Genomic DNA, 18,193 nt, shown 5'->3' with positions numbered 1-18,193 from the left:
CCACCCTACCACCCCCGCCCTGTCATTCGATGTCAGGGCTGCACAAATTTCTGAACATTTTCTCGATTTCCCCGCGAACCAGCTCCCGTAGCTCCGCCGGTTCCTCCACCCGCACCTCGGCGCCGTAGCTGAGGATATTTCGGGTCAGTTCGCGGAAATCGGCGGTGGGAAAGCTGAGCAGGAGGCTGCCGTCGGGCTTCGGGGTGGTCTGCTGGTCGGGGTGCCAGATCTGCTCGCGGATGCGAGGGGCGATGTGGGGCGAGAAACGCAGGGTCACGATGGTGGCGGTCTCGCCTTGCATGATGCCGAAGTGGCGGCGGGTATATTCCTTGATCGGCGGTAGGTCGAGGGGCACTTGCACGGGGGTATCGGCCAATGCAACCGCCTGCAATCGAGCCAAGGCAAAATCGCGGATGGCTTCCCTGGCGGCGCACCAAGCCAGCAGATGCCAACTGCCCATGTAGTGCATCAGGTGGAGCGGCTGCACTATCCGTTCGGAGACTGCGCCGCTGTGTGGGGAACAATAGGTGATGCGCAGGGAGCGGTCGTCGAACAGGGCCTGAACAATCAGACGAAAAAACTGTTCATCTACCCGGGCGTACTCGATATTCTTGACGGAAACCTTGTCGCCCAGCCGATCGAGGCAGGCATATTCCTCGTGTCGGGAAAGGCGGAGCATGCGACCGATCAAGCGGCACAAATCCTCCTTGACGGCGGTATCGGGTATGGTCGAGGCCAGCCGCGCCGCCAGGGCCAAGGACAACAGGCTGTCCTCGTCGATCCACGAGGCAGGAATTTCGTAGGCGTCGTCCGTGTAGCGGTAGCCGTTTCGCGATCGATCGAATTCGAGGGGCGCATCCAATCGGTCACGCATGAAGTCGATGTCTCGCTGGGCGGTTCGTTCCGAAACCTCGAATGTCTCGACCAGATTTCTGGTATTGGGGAAGCGCGCTCGCTTGACCTGCGCGTGAAACCAGAAAAAGCGCTCGAACTTCAGCCGTTCGGACATGCCGTTCCTCCGTTGCGGATAGTCATGGCTGCTGACCGTCGGGAGCTCGGCTCGGCCGCCAGCGGCACACCTTTTCCTACCACAGGTGGACGCAAGCAACAACCATCAAATATCACTCATTATTTTACCAACCATCCTGGGTGATCGCGGCGCGAATCGCCACAATGGAGCCGCCCCCAAAGAGAGGGCAGGTTGACTTTGCTTGCAGGACAAGGGGTTCAGCCCGGTCGCACCGCCGCCATCGATGAGCGGCTTCTCCGGGCCGATCGGACAAACCGGCACCATCAAGCCCTTGCCGCCGTCGTATTTTCCATCGCAGGCGAATCCGACCTCAGGCTCCTGGCCCAATGAGCGCGGCATCCCCACACCATACCCCAAGCCCCCGAGGCGACCCGGTTGCGCCGGTCGGCATGTCTCGCGCCTGGTTGTGGATTGATGACTTACGGTTTACATGGATAGATTGTATCTCCATTCCCTCTCCACTTTCCCTTCCTTGAATTTCCTTCGCTGTTTTTCTATTTTAAAAAAAAGAGTTTTTTCAGGTTGTTTGCCAGGAATACGCCATGCTTCCCCTGTTTCCCTTCGGCTGTCAGCCAAGGGGAAGAGAAAACCAGGGCCGTTTATCGTGCCACCTCAAGGAGGCGTCTCATGCAGGTACCCTTACAAGTTACGTTTCGGAACACCGCGAAATCGGAAGCCGTTGAAGCGGAAATCCGCAAGCGTGTCGAAAAGTTGAGCCGGTATCACGGCGGAATCATCAGTTGCCGGGTGGTGGTGGAGGCGCCGTTGCAGAACAAGCAGAAGGGCGGCCTTTATAAAATCCGCATCGATCTCACCTGTCCAGAGGGCAAGCTGGAGGTGAACCGCGAGCCGGACCCGCGCAACCAGGCCCATCAGGATGTCTATGTCGCCTTGCGCGACGCCTTTGCCGCCGCCGGTCGCCAGCTCGAACAATACACGGAGCGGCGCAAGGGCGAAGTCAAGGTCCACGAGGAAATACCATCGGGCAAGATCACCCATCTCTCGCCCATGGAGGACTACGGCACCATCACCACCTCGGATGACCGGGACATCTATTTTCACCGCAACAGCGTGCTCAATACGAATTTCGATGCCTTGACCATCGGCACGGCGGTGCAATTCCGCGAGGAAGACGGCGACAAGGGGCCGCAGGCACGCAACGTCAAGGTGGTCTAGCGCGACGCCGGATATCGGGATGAACCGGCCTTCTTTGTCAGCAATCGCTGATGCGGACAACTTTCGGGGGGCATGTGCATGAGCTTGAAACTTTCCTCCACCGCCTTTGGCCATCAGGGCAGAATTCCCTCCTTATATACCTGTGACGGCCACGATCTGTCGCCGCCGCTGAGCTGGACAGGGATGCCGCCGGCAACCCGAAGCCTGGCGCTGCTGGTCGTTGATCCGGACGCACCCGATCCGCTGGCGCCGAAAACCACCTGGGTCCATTGGGTGCTGTACAACCTGCCCGCCGACTGCACGGGCCTGCCGGAGGCCGTATCCCGGGCCGATCTTCCTCCTGGCACCAGGGAGGGCGTCAATGACTGGCGCCGTACCGGCTACGGCGGCCCCTGCCCGCCCATCGGCCGCCATCGGTATTTCTTCAGGCTCTACGCCCTGGACGCGGTCCTGCCCAACCTGGGCAACCCCACGAGAAGCGAGGTGGAACGGGCCATGCAAGGACATGTGCTGGCAGAAGCTGAGTTGATGGGCACCTATCAGCGCTGAGCGGCACGATGCCCTTCCCTTCGTGTGTACCCGGCCCGCTTGACGATTTTTCGCCTGGAAGCCGTGGGCGAAAACTTGGCTTGCGGCTGGGCGCGCGCCGGATTTTGCCTCTTTTTTTGTCCAGCCATGGAGAAAATTCGAGCGGTTGTGGTATGATGGCGGCACATTGTTCCGCCACCCGATCGTTCAGAGGTCTCCATGGTCTGTTCCAGCTTCGCCCTGCTGCACTCCCGTTCCCAGCGTGAAAATACGTCCGTCCCTTGCCCGGCGGCAACGTCGCGGCGCCGCCCATGAGCCCGCCACTGCCTTCAGCGGCCGAAGCCCTCGTCCCTGATCCGGCTCCCCGACCGGCTCTGATCCTCGATCGGGTCAGCAAGACCTTCACCGTTAACAACCAGCAGGTCACCGCCCTGGCCGGGGTGAGCTGCACCGTCAAACCACGCATGGTCACCGGCTTGATCGGTCCGGATGGAGCGGGCAAGACCACCCTGATGCGGCTGTGCGCTGGATTGCTCAGCCCGGACGGGGGCGATATCCGCGCCTTGGAGATCGATGCGGTCCGCGAGCCGCTCAAGGTCCAGGCCAGTGTGGGCTACATGCCGCAGCGCTTCGGCCTCTACGAAGATCTCACCGTCCAGGAAAATCTCGATCTCTATGCCGATCTGCAGGGCGTGGAACCGCCCCTGCGGCCGGGGCGGTACAAACAACTGCTGGCCATGGCCGGCCTGGAGGGGTTTCGCGGCCGTCTGGCCGGGCGGCTCTCCGGCGGCATGAAGCAGAAACTCGGCCTGGTCTGCACCCTGGTGCGGCCGCCGCGCCTGCTGCTGCTCGATGAACCCACGGTCGGCGTCGATCCGGTGTCGCGGCGGGAGCTGTGGCAGATCGTCTATCACCTGGTCGAGGCCGAGGGCATGAGCGTGCTGCTCAGCACCGCCTATCTCGACGAGGCCGAACGCTGCGCCGAGGTGGTGCTCATTCACCAGGGGCAGATTCTCGGCCATGACCAACCCCAGTCCTTCAGCCGTCAGGTAGCTGGCCGAACCTGGTTGGTCCACGCCCCGGCCCTGCCCAAACGGACCCTGCAACGGCGGTTGAGCCGCGACCCGGCCGTGCTCGACGCCCTGATTCTCGGCAAGGCGGTGCGGGTGGTCAGCCGGGAACAGACGCCCCTGCGCCTGCCTGAACTGGCGCACGAAAGCGGGGCGGATATCGTCCCGGTACCGCCCCGCTTTGAAGACTATTTTGTCGCCACCCTCAAAGACGACCAGGCCATCGAAGGCAACGGCCAACCCATTGCCCTGCAACGCGCCAACGGCCGATTTGCCGGTCAGGACGTGATCACGGTCGACAATTTGGTGCGCCGTTTCGGCGACTTCCTCGCGGTCGACCATGTCAGCTTCCGCGTGCGCCACGGCGAAATCTTCGGCCTGCTCGGGGCCAACGGCGCCGGCAAGACCACCACCTTTCGCATGCTTTGTGGCCTGCTGCCCATTTCCAGCGGCGCCTGCACCGTGGCCGGGATGAATCTGCGCACGGCCGCGGCAGCCGCCCGGGCGCGTATCGGCTACATGGCACAACGGTTTTCCCTCTACGGCAACCTGAGCGTGCTGCAGAATCTCAAATTCTTCAGCAGCGCCTATGGCCTGCGCGGCGCAAAGCGGCAAACGCAGATCGACTGGGCCCTGGACACCTTTGACCTCGCTCCGTTCGCCGCCAGCGAAAGCCAGTCCTTGCCGCTGGGTTTCAAGCAACGGCTGGCCCTGGCCGTGGCCCTGATGCACGAACCCGAGGTGCTGTTTCTCGACGAACCCACCTCCGGGGTCGATCCCCTGGCCCGGCGCGAGTTTTGGGTGCAAATCAACAGCCTGGCCGACCAGGGCGTGACCGTGCTGGTCACCACCCATTTCATGGAAGAGGCCGAATACTGTGACCGGTTGGTGATCATGGCCGATGGCCGGGTACTGGCCGAAGGCACGCCGGAGAGCCTCAAGGAGGGTCTGGTGGGGATCGACGGCCGGGAGGCGACCATGGAGGACGCCTTCATCGGTTTGCTGGAGAGCGGGAAAAAAGAACCCGAACAAGGGAGGACCGGCGCATGAATCCAGGACGGCGGATGCGCCTGGGGGGCATGATCCGCAAGGAATGGCTCCAGGTCATCCGCGACCCCTCCAGCATTGCCATTGCTTTTTTTCTGCCGATGCTGCTGCTGCTCATTTTCGGCTACGGCGTGTCCCTGGACGCCAGGGACGTGCGCATCGGGCTGGTGGTCGAACAGGCCGACAGCCAGTCGCAGAGCTTTGCCGGCAGCTTTTTTCAGACTCCCTATTTCGCACCCGAATCGTTCCCCTCGATTCAGGAGGCGGAAACCGCGCTGCGGGAAAACCGAGTGGACGGCATCATCTGGCTGCGCCATACCTTCGGCCGCGAGTATCTGCGCAAGGATTCACCGCCCATCGGGGTGATTGTCAACGGGGTCGATGCCAACACCGCCCGCCTGATCGAAGGCTATGTTCAGGGGATTTGGTTCGGCTGGCTGGAGCAGCAAGCCGAACGGGCCGGCAGACAGCTGCAGGCGCCGGTACGCTTGGAGCAGCGCGTCTGGTACAATCCGCAGGTGCGCTCCACCGATTTCCTCGTCCCCGGGGTGCTGGCGGTGATCATGACCCTGATCGGCGCCCTGCTCACCGCCCTGGTGATTGCCCGCGAGTGGGAGCGCGGCACCATGGAGGCCTTGCTGGTCACCCGCATCTCCGCTCCGGAGATCCTGGTGGGCAAACTGATCCCCTATTTCATCCTCGGCATGGGCGGCCTGCTGCTGTCGCTGGTGATGGCCCGCTTTCTCTTCCATGTGCCGCTGCGTGGCTCGCTGTGGCTGCTGCTGGCCACCTCGGCCCTGTTTCTCTGGGTGGCGCTGGGCATGGGCTTTTTCATTTCCACCATTTTCCGCTCTCAATTCGTGGCCGCGCTGGTGGCCATGGTCTCCACCTTTCTTCCGGCCTTCATTCTCTCGGGCTTCATCTTCGACATCCAGAGCGCGCCGCCGGTGATCCAGATGCTCACCCACCTGATCGCGGCCCGCTACTACGTCTCCATTCTCCAAACCCTGTTCCTGGTGGGCGACGTGTGGAGCGTGGTGCTGCCCAATGCGGCCGCGCTGGTGGCCATGGGCCTGTTTTTTCACGGTATCGTTTACCGAAAAACCCGAAAAAAACTGGAATAATCGTTATGGGTGCCCGTCTGCTTGCCCTGATCATCAAGGAATTCCTCGCCCTGTTTCGCGACAAGAAAAGCCGCATGGCGGTGATCGTGCCGCCGATCCTGCAGCTCTTGGTGTTCGGTTATGCCGCCACCTTTGACCTGGAGGATGCCAAGCTGGCGATCCTCAACGAGGATGGGGGGGTGTTTTCCCGCGATCTGGCGGCCCGGTTCGAGCGCTCGCCAGGCTTCAAAATAGTGGGGTATCTGCGGTCAACGGCCGAGATCGCGCCCCTGATCGACCGCCGTGGAGCGCTCCTGGTCCTGCACATCGGAGAACAGTGTGCACAGGAGGCGCTGGGCGGCGACGGCTGCCCGCTGCAGGTGCTGATCGACGGCCGCAACTCCAACACCGCTATGCTGGCGCTCAACTACGTGCGCACCATTGTCACCGACTTCAACGAGGAACGGGCCGAAGTGAACGGCACCAGCTTGCCGGCCCGGCTCAACATCCGCGCCTGGTTCAACCCGAACCTGGAGAGCCGCTGGTTCATCGTTCCCGGCATTGTCGCCCTGCTGGCCATGATCGTCACCCTGGTGGTGACCTCCTTGTCGGTGGCCCGCGAGCGCGAGGCCGGCACCTTTGACCAGTTGCTGGTCACGCCCCTCCACCCCTGGGAGATCCTGATCGGCAAGGCCATGCCCGGATTGATCGTCGGCGTGGGCGAGGCCTCGCTGATCATCGCGGTGACCGTGTTCTGGTTCGAGGTGCCGCTGGTCGGCAAGTTGAGCGTGCTCTATCCGGCACTGATCATCTACGTGCTCTCCATCATCGGCGTGGGGTTGATGATCTCGTCGTTTTCCGCCACCCTGCAGCAAGCCCTGCTCGGCTCCTTTCTCTTCATCGTGCCGGCGGTGATCCTCTCCGGCTTCTCCACCCCGATCGCCAACATGCCGCCGTTCATGCAGACCTTGACCTACCTCGATCCGATGCGTTATTTCCTGTCCATCGTCCGCCGGGTGTTCCTCGAAGGGGCCGGGCTCGAATACTTTATCCACGATCTCTGGCCGATGTCGCTCATCGCCCTGATCACCCTCAGCCTGGCCACCTGGCTGTTCCGTCACCGGATGTATTGAAGAGAATCGCTCACCAGGGCCCCATGCGCACGCACAAACGGCAACACCCAAGGAGGCCGCCATGCAGAAACCTCTCGCTTTTGGACTGAGCCAAAAAATACTGGCCGTCCTGGTTTTTTATATTGGTGCCATCATGATGATGGCCTACGTTTCCCATGACGATCTTGTCGCCACCGAGAAAAAGATAGGAGTCCTGGAACTTTCGTACGAGATCCAGAACAACGTGCTTGAAGCGCGACGCCACGAAAAAAATTATTTCTTGTACGGCAACAAGGAATCACTGAACGAAAATTTGCGGATGATGCACAGCACCATCGAAACATGTCAAAAAATCATCAATACCGACAAAGGATTTTTCATCAATCCGAAGTTACATCATCTTATCAATGAAATTAATCTCTATATTCAAAATATAACCTCATTGATCAAATCCCAGGATCAAGCGAACATCAGCCACAATGAAACGTCCAATACCATACGACAGCAAGGAAAAATTCTGTCGGAACTCAGCGAGCACATCGTCACCTTTGAAAAAAATCAAATACACCTCATGGTGATAACCTTGCGCAACCAGCTTATTTCCTGGTCGTCGGTGGCGATATTTATCGGCATCATGCTGTCGCTGCTCATCGTCTACCTCATTTTCAAGCCGCTGTCGGTGATCAAGAAGGCCACCGAGGCCATTGCCCAGGGAAAATTCCGCAAGATCGAGGTGATCAACACCCGGGACGAGATCCAGCAGGTCATGGAGACCTTCAATATCATGGTGTCCGAACTGGAACGGCGGCAAGACCAGCTCATCCAGGCGGAAAAGCTCTCCTCCCTGGGCACCCTGACCGCCGGTGTGGCCCACCAGCTCAACAACCCATTGAACAACATCTCCACCTCCTGCCAGATCGCGGTGGACGAATTCGACAGCGGCGACGTCCCTCTGCTCAAGCGCATGCTCACCAATATCGACCAGGAAACGCTGCGGGCCAGGGACGTGGTCAAAAGCCTGCTGGAATTCTCGCGCGCCCAGGATTTCTGCCTGCGGGAGATACAGTTGGCCGAGGTGGTCAGCAAGGCGGTGCTTCTCGCCAAGAGTCAGGTGCCGCCGCAGATCGCCATGACCATCGACATCCCCCGGGATCTGGTTTTCTCCATCGATGTCCAGCGGATGCAGGAGGTGTTCATCAACCTGATCATTAACGCGGCCCAGGCCATCGAAGGCGAGGGCAGGATCAGCATCGAGGCTGCCCTCGATGCAGCGGCCGACGAAGTAGTCATCGAGGTCAGCGACACCGGCGCAGGTATCTCGGAAGAAAACCAGGCACGAGTCTTCGATCCCTTCTTCACCACCAAAGAGGCGGGACAAGGCACCGGGCTCGGGCTTTCGGTGGTCTACGGCATCATTCAAAAACATCAGGGCACTATTACCGTGCAAAGCACTCCCGGGCAGGGTACATCCTTTGTCATCCGCCTGCCCTTTCCCGGCCCGAAAGACTCCTTACTCCCCACGGCATGAACCAACGGAAAATTCTCATCGTCGACGACGAACCCATCGCCCGTGACAATCTGGCCCACATCGTGGGCAAGGACGGCCACACCGCCCTGGTGGCCGCGGACGGGCAGCAGGCGATCGATCTCCTCAAAAAGCAGGAGGTGGATCTGGTGCTCACCGATCTGTGCATGCCGGGCAAGGACGGCATGGCGGTGCTCGATGAAGCCAAACAGCGCTGGCCAGCGGTGGAGGTGGTGGTGATCACCGGCCATGCCAGCGTGGACACCGCGGTCGAAGCCATGCGGCGCGGGGCCTACCATTACGTGGCCAAGCCGTTCAAGATCAATGAACTGCGCGCCGTCGTCGACAAGGCCCTGGAAAAAAATCAGCTGCGCAAGGAGCTCCACCGCCTGCGCGAGCAGGTGGACGCGCACAAAGGCACGATGCGCATCGTCGGCCAAAGTCCGAAAATCCAAGCGCTGCGCGAAACCATCCATCAGGTGTCGCAGCTTGACTGCAATGTGCTCATCCAGGGAGAAACCGGCACCGGCAAGGAACTGGTCGCCCGGACCATCCATGAACTGAGCCCCCGGAACAAAAAGCGCTTTGTCGCCTTCAACTGCGGCGTGTTCACCGAGGAGCTGATCACCAGCGAACTGTTCGGGTATGAGCGCGGCGCCTTTACCGGGGCCAACAAGAGCAAGAAGGGGCTGCTGGAGATGGCCGAAGGCGGCACGGTCTTTTTCGACGAGGTGGGGGAATTGCCGCTTTCCATGCAGGTGAAGCTGCTGCGGGTTCTCCAAGAACGCACCCTGCTGCGGGTGGGCGGGACCTCGGAGATACCGGTGGACTTCAGGGTGCTGGCCGCCACCAACAAGGATTTGAAACGGGAAACCGAGAGCGGCGGTTTCCGCGCCGACCTCTACTATCGGCTGGATGTGCTGACCATCGCCGTTCCTTCCCTGGCCGAGCGCAAGGAGGACATTCCCCTGTTGGCCCAGCATTTCCTGGCCAAACACATCCGTCTGGGGCGGCCGGTGCCCCGGTTAGCGCCCGAGGCGGAAAAACAACTGATGCGCTACGATTATCCCGGCAATATCCGGGAACTGGAAAATATCGCCCAGCGCATTCTCATCGCCTGCGACAGCGATATCGTCGAACCACGGCACATTGCCAGCGTGTTGGGCGGCACCGAACACCTGACCATCCGCGACAGCCGCGAGGACTGGCCCACCCTGGAAGAGCACGAGAAACGCTACATCCTCGAGGTGCTCGACGAGGTGGAGGGCAACAAGTCAGCCGCGGTCAGGATTCTCGGGATCGACCGGGTTTCGCTGTGGCGCAAGATCAAGCGATACGGTCTGGAACATCCCGACGCCTGAGGCGGGCGTTTTTTCCTCCTCCGACCCAGGCGGCGCGAACAGCGGCTCCAGCAGTTCGGCGGCGTTTGCCACCAAGAGCACCCGCACCCCCGCGACAACGTCACCCTCCAGGGCCTCCACCTCCTCCCGATTGGCCAGCGGCAGCAGCACCACCCGCACCCCGGCCCGTTTGGCGGCCAATACTTTCTCGCGAATGCCGTTGACCGGCAGGATGCGGCCGGTGAGGGTCATCTCGCCGGTCATGGCCACATCCCTCCTAGCCGGGCGGCCGGTGAGCAGCGACAGCAGGGCGGCAAAGATGGTCACCCCTGCCGATGGTCCGTCCTTGGGAATGGCCCCGGAGGGAAAGTGTACATGCAAATCGCTGTGCTGGTAAAAATCGGCGGCAATCCCGAACGCCTCACTCTTGCTGCGCAGAAAACTGAGAACCGTTTGCGCCGACTCCCGCAGCACCTCCCCCAAGGAACCGGTAAGCAACAGGGTCCCGGAGCCCGGCATCCGCGCCGTCTCGACACTGATAATCTCGCCCCCGGTCTCCGCCCACACCATCCCCGTGGCCACGCCGACCTGGGGCACCGCCTCCGCGGCCTCGCGGTAGAATTTTCGCGGGCCGAGCAGCCTGCTCACCGTCGCGGCATCGACCTGACCCGGCTCTTCCTGTCCGGAGGTGGACTTGAGGCACATCATGGCTATTTTCCGGCAAATATCGGAAATCTGCCGTTCCAGGTTCCGCAATCCCGATTCCCGGGTGTAGTCGTTGATAACCCGGGACAGGGCCTCGGACGTGAAAGCGACAGAGAATTTGGACAGCCCGGCGAGCTTGAGTTGACGGGGGAGGATGAACTGTTGCGCGATATGCAGTTTTTCCTTTTCCGTGTAGCCCGAGAATTCGATGCACTCCATGCGATCGAGCAGCGGCCGGGGCAGAGTGGACACATCGTTGGCCGTGGCGATGAACATGACCCGCGACAAATCAAAGGGCAGTTCGAGATAATGGTCGGTGAAATGGGTGTTCTGTTCCGGATCGAGCACCTCAAGGAGGACCGAGGCGGGATCGCCACGGAAATCCTGGCCGATTTTGTCGATTTCATCGAGCATCAGCACCGGATTGTTGACCCCGGCCCGCTTCAGCTCGGTGATCACCCGTCCGGGCAGGGCGCCGACATAGGTCCGCCGGTGGCCGCGCAGTTCCGCCTCGTCGCGCAGGCCGGCTAGGGAAATGCGGATGAACTGGCGCTGCAACGCCTCGGCGATCGCCTTGCCCACCGAGGTCTTGCCTGTGCCCGGAGGGCCGGTGAAGCAGAGGATCGGTCCCTTGCCCATCTGCACGAACAATTTCTTCTCCAGCACCTCCTTGACCGTCTTGCGCAACTCATCAAGGTTGACCGGCTTGCCCAGATAGTGGGCCGCGCCCTTTTTCAGGGCGTCCACCGCCGAACTGACCGTGGCGAACCCAGTGACCATGATCACCGGGATCTCGGGCGAGGTCCGGTTGACATGCTGCAGCAGCTCGATGCCATCCATCCGCTCCATCTTCAGATCGGTGATGATCAAGTCGATATCCTCGCGCGCCATGATCTCCAGGGCCTCGGCACCGTGGCTGGCGCAATGGCACGCATAGCCTTCCTTCTTGAGCACATGCTCCATGTTGGCGCGGGCGATTTCCTCGTCATCGACAATCAAGATGGACTGCCGTGCCTTGCTGCACAGGGTTTTGGCCGCCAAGAACTCGAGAATGCGTTGTTTGACCTGGGCCAGGCCGTAATGGCGGGTATCGAGAACACGCTGCGCCCGCTCCAGATCGAAGGTGCACTGTGACGAGACATTCCACGGCAGACTGAGCACCAGTTCGATGTAGTTGAACCCCACCGAATATTCCGCCACCGCCGGTTCCGTCTTTTCCAGCTTTTCCAACTCGCCGGTCACCGCTTCCATGACCAGATGGGGGAGGTGCGCCTCCCTGATCCTGCCGCGCAGCAGATCCAGCGGCGAAGGAGAGGAAGGGGCTGTCTGATGCCGAGAGGTCTCTTCGGCAGGTTCAATCCGTTTTTTAAAAAACATATCGATTTCCCCGTATTGTTTGACTGTCCATTGACGATGATCCTCCGGGAGGCCTTGAATGGCGCCCATACCCGATGAAAGGACGTCCGGCTTCTGTGGATATACAAACGACAGGAGAATTTTTGCAAGACTAATGCCTTATCGAAGTCTGGCATCGACCGGGCTTCCCCCTGATCAGGGAGCAAAACAACGATTCCTGCCGCTTCCACCGCCCTTGACACCCCCTGCCAAGGACGTCCTTGCACCCGCCCCTGTTGCAGCCCAGCAAAGCAAAAGTTGCACAATGCAACACTCCAGAGGGCCTCAATAGTCTATTGTCGGACCAGTGTTTCTTTTTGCAACAATCGTCGTCCTGGCCGCCCGATCGACAACAAGAAAAAAATATTGTCACATCAGGATGATATGCAAAAAACCCCCAATGGCACGGTTCTTGGTATAGCAGGGCAGAACCCATTCAACTCTTGAGAAACAATCCGCTGGGAGGCGAAACATGGTTGCCATAGAGAGGCGTGATCCGTCAGCCTCCTCCCCGCCCCTCCTCGACCACCGGGTCGAGCACCATCAGGATCGTCCTTACATTCTCGTGGTGACGCGCAACGGACACCTGTCCGAGCATGTCATGGACTATGCCCTCAATGTGGCCCATCGGCTGGGCTACGGCATTGTCACGGTCCATGTCGACACCCTTCCCTTTTACAAGGACAGCGGTAGACGCTGTCGGCTGTTCGCTGCGGCCATGGAAGAGAGCACGGCTCTGTTTCGCGGCAAGGCAAAGACCAAGAAAGTGGCCATCGAGCATCTCCGCGAGGAGGGCAAGGTGGGCGTCGTCGTCAGCCGGCTCTGCCACGCCAAGAAACGGATCGAATTCGTCATCATCGACAAGGGCATCCGCCTGGGCGAGGTCGCCAAACATTCTCCGGTTCCTGTTTTTCCCGTCATCACAACCAACCAAGGTCAGCGCAAGAGGACCCTTATTCATCCCCCCAACAACAAAGGAGTAACAGCTATGTCCACCACCAGCAGAAAACGGCACGTGAAGAATTGTTTCCTTTTTGGCACCCTGACAACGGGATTGTACGCGGCTGTGTTTGCCAACCAGGATGTTGTAATGACCTATTTCGCCAAGGGTGGTTTGTTCGCGGTGCTGCCGGTGGCAACGGTCTTTGCGGTGTCCTTTTTCCACGGCAACTTCACCAGCGCCTTCTGGTCGGCACTCGGGATCGAAGCCTCCAGGAAAACCGCCGCGCCGCGGGTGGAGCAGGACCGTCCGCTCACGGAGCCGGTCGTTGCCCCTCGTCCGGATACCCGGCCTCGGCTGCAGCTGAATGCCTGAGACCCTGGGCAGCGGGATGGAACGCCTAACACACCACATGCAGTCACAACAGCCCACAGGAGGACACCATGCACGGCCCAGTCAGTGAAGTCATACAGTTCATCGATCTCAACGTCTACACGATCACCTTTCTTTTCCTGGTCGGGTTCATCGGCGGCCTGGTCAGCGGGTTCATCGGCTCCGGCGGGGCCTTTGTGCTGACTCCCGGCATGATGAGCCTCGGAGTTCCCGGAACCGTGGCCGTGGCCAGCAACATGTGCCACAAATTCCCCAAGGCCCTGGTCGGCGCCATCAAGCGCTACAAATACGGCCAGGTGGATATCAAGCTCGGACTCATCATGGGCGTTTTCGCGGAAATCGGTGTCCAGGCGGGCATCATGGTGCAAAAATACATTCTCGACAGATGGGGGCAGGCAGGTTCCAACCTGTATGTCAGCTTCATCTTTGTGCTGGTGCTGGTGACGGTCGGTTCCTTTGTCATGCGCGACGCCATCACGATGAAGCGCGCTGGCGGAACAAGCGAAAGCGTCCCCTCCCTGGCCAAGCGTCTGCAGCGGATCGAACTGTGGCCGATGCTCACCCTCAAGACCGCCAATCTGCGCATCAGTCTCTGGTTCCTGGTGCCGGTCGCCGTGGCCACCGGCATGTTGGCGGCCACCATCGCCGTCGGCGGCTTCATCGGCGTGCCGGGGTTGATGTACATCATCGGCGCCACCAGTATCGTCGCCTCGGCCACCGAGCTGGTCATCGCCTTTGTCATGGGATTGGGCGGCACCCTGATTTGGGCCTATTACGGCATGGTCGACATCCGCCTAGTGATGATCATCCTTGCCGGCTCGCTGTTTGGCGTCCAGCTGGGTGCGATCGGTACCACCTATGTCAAGGAATACATGATCAAATACGTGATGGCCACGATCATGCTCATCGTCGCGGTCAGCCGGTTTTTCGCCATCCCCAAGTATCTCAACGAACTGCATCTGGTCCTGTTGAGCGATGGCGCGGTCAAGCTGATGACCCAACTCAGTTTTGCCATCATGTGTTTTGCCTTGCTGGTGGGGGCGTCGATCATCCTGTCCAGCCTGTTCAAGGCAAGGCGATTGGAAAGGATCGCCGCCAACGGGTAATCATCAGCTCCGGGAGGAAACCGCCATGACCGAAGGCATCAGCACCATCCTTGTCGCCCTGGACCCGGGCAAATCAAGCCAGGCGGTATTTCAGCAGGCGCTGCGCCTGGCCCTTTTTCTCAAAGCACAACTGATCGCCATCTCGGTGACGCCCCGATACGAGGGCAACATGCATCGGTGGAAAATCGCCAACGCCGACCAGCAGCTCAGCCAGCCGTTCATCCAGTGCCTGGAAGACGCCAGGCAGGAGGCGTTGACCGCCGGACAGCCGTTGCGCACCCTGCACGCCATCGGCGATCCGACCGAGGAGATCGTGCATGCGGCGGAGCAGGAAAACGCGGGGCTGGTGCTGATGGGCTACCCCAAACGATCAACGCTGGAACGGGTCTTCCTGGGAAGAACCACCGCCAAGGTGATTGGATGCAGCCCCTGCGATGTCCTGATGATTCCGGAACATTCGGCGATCAACTTCTCCCGGATCCTGGTCGGAATCGACGGTTCCCGCTACAGCATGGAAGCCGGACAACGGGCCCTGGAATTGGCCCTGGCCTTTGGCGGCGAGGTCCATGCCCTGACCGTGCTGGACATCCCCCTGGAGCGAAGCTTTCTCTACGGCGTTCTGGAAGAGGCGCGAAGACGGAGTTTTCCGCCTCTTCAAACCCTTGCCGGCCAGGGCGAACGCCTGGGCGTGAAGGTGACCACCGAAATCGTCCATGGTGCGCCGTACGATAAAATCGTCAAATACGGCGAGAAGCATCACATCGATCTGATTGTTCTGGGCACCTACGGTCGAACGGCTTTGGGGACCCTGCTCATGGGCAGCGTGGTGGAACGGGTGGCCGCCATTTCGCCCTTGCCGACTTTAGTGGTGAAACGATTAGGGAAAAACGGGGTACGCGATCCTCTATAAGGTTACCGGCCTCGTTTCCTCTCAAGAAGAACGCTTTTCAGCCGTAAGGAGGAAACAATGGAAGCGAATATGTTCTTCACCGGATCCATCCTGCTCCTTTGCCTGATTCATGGAGTGACCGTCGCCGGACGGATGGCGGGTCGTCTGTTTGGTGGCCCTTCATCCACGGAAGGGAAAAAGAAACCGGCGCACGCGCAGCGGGATGATTGGTATCTCTTTTTCCACTGCGCTGATTTGACCGGCAACAAACAAGCAGAACCGGTCATGCCGGCAAAACAAGCCAGCGCATCTCAGGAAACCGTTCTCGACAAGAGCGGGAACAAGAGGGCGACGCGCATGTACGCACGGCTGTAGAGCCGGCCATGCGCACACGCACCGCAGCAAGAGACCAACGATTATTCTTCCCTTTGACCGACATCAAGGGGCATGTTCATCAACAGCAACGGACGACACGCAAGGAACAACGCGGCATGCAAGCGGCCATCTATCAAGAAATGACGGAAATCAACAGGTTTTTGGACAAGAAAGGCATAGCCCATCGCCCCATCGTCGAGGTGGGACCGTTTCCGAGCCGATTGCAGGCATCGGCATGGATGGAGTACATGGCGCGAAAACACGCGGAACAGAAGATGGAATGCTATTCGCTTGGTTATATGAACAGGCGGCCATGGTATGGTTTCATCTTTGAAGAGACTAACGAACCTCCCGCATAAAGCTCCGAACAGCGTTGGGCCACCGTCACATCATCGCCCGGGCATTGAAACCCTGCACATGCCCGTGGCGGGTGTTCATGATCTTGGGCCAGCTGTACTTGTGGGCCGACGCTCGCTCTGACCCTGCAAACCAGCGGGCAATCACGCCCGACAACGGGCATTCAATAACCATGGAAGCTCTCCGGTCATGCGCCAGGCTCACACGAGTCGGCAGGCGAGTGGGTTTCCCTTCAACCTCTTCGGCCTTGAAAAATTCCCGGCGTGAAAATCATACCATTGAACCCCGGAAGAGATACACGGTCAGGGCCAGACCGAGGACGGCCACGATCTGGTTGGCCCAGGCGCCCAGACTGGTCAGATAGCCGGTCGGAATTTCTTCGGGATTGAGCGTCCGCAGGATTTTCCTGTACTGCCAGACCGCCATGGCAGAGGTCAACGAGCCGAGGAGGATGAACGAAAGGCCGATCCAAAACGAGAGGTCGCGCTGAAACGTTTCCTCGGACCGGGGCAGGATCGTGGTGAGGAAGAGTCCGAACCGTTCCACCACGAAACCAAAGGCCATCAGGGTGAGCGAGGTGCGGGTCCAGGCCAGCAACGTCCGCTCCGCTGCAAAAAACACTCTGGGATCTTTCAAAACGGACATCCAGGCCTCCTGTGCGTTAAGGGGATGGGGGGATGTGTGGTCGTGCGCCTGATCCTGTTCACAGGCCTTTCAGGATGGATGTGAACAGGAGTCGTGCACCTCGCGCTTCAGCGCGGCCTTGTCCTGTCCGCTCAACGCCGCCTGCCCGAGCGGGCCTTCCCTCCCCTGGGCGTCGTGTTCACGGGTTTCGTGTTTCTGCGAGCCGTTCTCGGTGGATGCTTGTAGTCGATGACAAACAGTTCGTCCTCGGCCCACTCGGTGGGGATCGGGTGGCCGATGTATTCCTCGATGGCTTCCAGGGAAAGCACCCCGGTCTCGTCGGCCAGGGAGATGGCCTTGCCTTCGGCTCCGGCCCGGGCCGTGCGGCCGATGCGGTGCACGTAGTCCTCGCAGTCCTCGGGCAAATCGTAGTTGATCACATGCGACACCCCCTCGATGTGCAGCCCGCGCGAGGCCACGTCGGTGGCGATCAGCATCGGCAGCTTGCCCGCCTTGAAATCGCGCATGATCCGCAAACGTTTTTCCTGGGCCACATCGCCGGAGATCAGGCGGCAGGGGTGGTCGTTGGCCATCAACCGGGCCTGCAGCCGCTCGCCCTCGCGCTTGGTGTTGACGAAAATCATGGTCCGTTCCATGCCCTCGCGACGCAGCAAGCCGAGCAGGAGAGGAAACTTCTCCTTGCTGGAAACGTGGAAGAGAATCTCCTCGATCTTGTCTGCGGTCATGCTGTCGCCGCTGACACTGACCTTCTCGGGCATGTTCATGAACTCGTAGGCCAGTTCCATCACCCGATGGTTGAGGGTGGCGGAGAACATCAGATTTTGGCGCTTGTCAAAGGCCGGCAGCCGGCGGAGGAGAAAGCGCAGGTCGCCGATGAACCCCAGGTCGAACATGCGATCGGCCTCGTCGATGACCAGCATCTCGATATCAGCAAGGGTGTAGATCTTCTGTTTGAGAAAATCGATCAACCGACCGGGGGTGCCGATCAGGACATCGACCCCGGTGCGCAGGGCCTCGCGCTGTTTGTTGTAGTCCACCCCGCCGTACGCCGCCTGGATGGAAAAGCCGCAGTGCTTGCCCAATAGCAGCGCATCCTGATGGATCTGCACCACCAGCTCGCGGGTCGGGGCCAGGATCAGGGCGCGAGGATTCGGGCTTGCGGGCGGATTGTTTTTCAGCAGCCGGTCAAACAGGGTGATGAGAAAGGCGGCGGTCTTGCCGGTGCCGGTCTGGCCGCGGCCGGCCACGTCCTTGCCGCCGAGGGTGAGGGGAAGGGTCAGTTCCTGGATGGGCGTACATTCGGTGAATCCTGCTTCGGCAATACCCTTGCCGAGGGGTTCTGGCAGAGCCAGTTGTTCAAATTGCATTCGGTTCCTTGGTTGATATTGACAAAAAAATGGCGGGTACGGTACGTCGGGGCCGTGGCGGCGCATCCGGACAAGGATCGCGCCGCAGTC

General features: G+C 60.2%; 17 protein-coding genes. 12 read left to right on the top strand and 5 right to left on the bottom strand.

Features of this window, described 5'->3' with window-relative positions; all coding sequences use genetic code 11:
• Positions 1-22 precede the first annotated feature (22 nt).
• On the bottom strand, positions 23-1,009 hold the full coding sequence (locus tag DESPR_RS07395; RefSeq protein WP_015724181.1) for a helix-turn-helix transcriptional regulator: 987 nt from the start codon (positions 1,007-1,009) through the stop codon (positions 23-25).
• Between the two features lie 648 nt (positions 1,010-1,657).
• Here DESPR_RS07395 and DESPR_RS07390 point away from each other — a divergent pair.
• The 7 genes from DESPR_RS07390 (at position 1,658) to DESPR_RS07360 (ending at position 9,952) form a co-directional block, all read left to right on the top strand.
• On the top strand, positions 1,658-2,206 hold the full coding sequence (locus tag DESPR_RS07390) for an HPF/RaiA family ribosome-associated protein (RefSeq protein WP_015724180.1): 549 nt from the start codon (positions 1,658-1,660) through the stop codon (positions 2,204-2,206).
• A gap of 78 nt (positions 2,207-2,284) precedes the next feature.
• Positions 2,285-2,755, top strand: coding sequence for a YbhB/YbcL family Raf kinase inhibitor-like protein (locus tag DESPR_RS07385; RefSeq protein WP_015724179.1), 471 nt, complete (start codon positions 2,285-2,287; stop codon positions 2,753-2,755).
• Positions 2,756-3,045: 290 nt separating this feature from the next.
• Positions 3,046-4,854, top strand: a complete 1,809-nt coding sequence (locus DESPR_RS07380; protein WP_015724178.1) for an ATP-binding cassette domain-containing protein — start codon at positions 3,046-3,048, stop codon at positions 4,852-4,854.
• Positions 4,851-5,975, top strand: a complete 1,125-nt coding sequence (locus DESPR_RS07375; RefSeq protein WP_015724177.1) for an ABC transporter permease — start codon at positions 4,851-4,853, stop codon at positions 5,973-5,975. The genes DESPR_RS07380 and DESPR_RS07375 overlap by 4 nt, the downstream gene beginning before the upstream one ends.
• 5 nt (positions 5,976-5,980) lie before the next feature.
• The gene (locus DESPR_RS07370) at positions 5,981-7,087 is read left to right on the top strand and encodes an ABC transporter permease (protein ID WP_015724176.1); all 1,107 of its coding nucleotides are present in this window, start codon (positions 5,981-5,983) and stop codon (positions 7,085-7,087) included.
• Between the two features lie 61 nt (positions 7,088-7,148).
• On the top strand, positions 7,149-8,594 hold the full coding sequence (locus tag DESPR_RS07365; RefSeq protein WP_015724175.1) for a HAMP domain-containing sensor histidine kinase: 1,446 nt from the start codon (positions 7,149-7,151) through the stop codon (positions 8,592-8,594).
• Complete coding sequence (locus DESPR_RS07360) at positions 8,591-9,952, top strand: sigma-54-dependent transcriptional regulator (RefSeq protein WP_015724174.1); 1,362 nt, start codon at positions 8,591-8,593, stop codon at positions 9,950-9,952. Before DESPR_RS07365 ends, DESPR_RS07360 begins: the two co-directional genes overlap by 4 nt.
• Here the strand turns inward: DESPR_RS07360 and lon are convergent.
• Positions 9,866-12,013 (bottom strand): endopeptidase La, encoded by a 2,148-nt coding sequence (lon, locus tag DESPR_RS07355; RefSeq protein WP_015724173.1) that lies wholly within the window; start codon positions 12,011-12,013, stop codon positions 9,866-9,868. The two genes, DESPR_RS07360 and lon, sit on opposite strands and share 87 nt — an antisense overlap.
• A 490-nt stretch (positions 12,014-12,503) precedes the next feature.
• Here lon and DESPR_RS07350 point away from each other — a divergent pair, with 490 nt between their 5' ends.
• The 5 genes from DESPR_RS07350 (at position 12,504) to DESPR_RS07330 (ending at position 16,093) form a co-directional block, all read left to right on the top strand.
• Entirely contained in the window at positions 12,504-13,346 is an 843-nt protein-coding gene (locus DESPR_RS07350; protein ID WP_015724172.1) for an adenine nucleotide alpha hydrolase family protein, read from the top strand.
• 68 nt (positions 13,347-13,414) lie between these two features.
• Positions 13,415-14,470 carry a sulfite exporter TauE/SafE family protein gene (locus DESPR_RS07345; RefSeq protein WP_015724171.1) on the top strand — a complete coding sequence of 352 codons (1,056 nt, stop codon included), beginning with the start codon at positions 13,415-13,417 and terminating at the stop codon, positions 14,468-14,470.
• A gap of 25 nt (positions 14,471-14,495) precedes the next feature.
• Positions 14,496-15,380, top strand: a complete 885-nt coding sequence (locus tag DESPR_RS07340) for a universal stress protein (protein WP_015724170.1) — start codon at positions 14,496-14,498, stop codon at positions 15,378-15,380.
• Between the two features lie 57 nt (positions 15,381-15,437).
• Positions 15,438-15,734, top strand: coding sequence for a hypothetical protein (locus DESPR_RS07335; protein ID WP_015724169.1), 297 nt, complete (start codon positions 15,438-15,440; stop codon positions 15,732-15,734).
• A gap of 8 nt (positions 15,735-15,742) precedes the next feature.
• Entirely contained in the window at positions 15,743-16,093 is a 351-nt protein-coding gene (locus DESPR_RS07330) for a hypothetical protein (RefSeq protein WP_169701559.1), read from the top strand.
• A 25-nt stretch (positions 16,094-16,118) separates the two neighbouring features.
• Here DESPR_RS07330 and DESPR_RS18470 read toward each other — a convergent pair whose 3' ends face one another.
• The 3 genes from DESPR_RS18470 to DESPR_RS07320 form a co-directional block, all read right to left on the bottom strand.
• Positions 16,119-16,265 carry a hypothetical protein gene (locus DESPR_RS18470; RefSeq protein ID WP_015724167.1) on the bottom strand — a complete coding sequence of 49 codons (147 nt, stop codon included), beginning with the start codon at positions 16,263-16,265 and terminating at the stop codon, positions 16,119-16,121.
• A 96-nt stretch (positions 16,266-16,361) separates the two neighbouring features.
• Positions 16,362-16,736 carry a YidH family protein gene (locus DESPR_RS07325; protein ID WP_015724166.1) on the bottom strand — a complete coding sequence of 125 codons (375 nt, stop codon included), beginning with the start codon at positions 16,734-16,736 and terminating at the stop codon, positions 16,362-16,364.
• 131 nt (positions 16,737-16,867) lie between these two features.
• The gene (locus tag DESPR_RS07320; RefSeq protein WP_015724165.1) at positions 16,868-18,103 is read right to left on the bottom strand and encodes a DEAD/DEAH box helicase; all 1,236 of its coding nucleotides are present in this window, start codon (positions 18,101-18,103) and stop codon (positions 16,868-16,870) included.
• Positions 18,104-18,193 lie beyond the last annotated feature (90 nt).

This window comes from Desulfobulbus propionicus DSM 2032 (assembly GCF_000186885.1).
In the GTDB taxonomy this organism is placed as follows: domain Bacteria; phylum Desulfobacterota; class Desulfobulbia; order Desulfobulbales; family Desulfobulbaceae; genus Desulfobulbus; species Desulfobulbus propionicus.
This window is presented reverse-complemented; position numbering and strand designations above follow the sequence as displayed.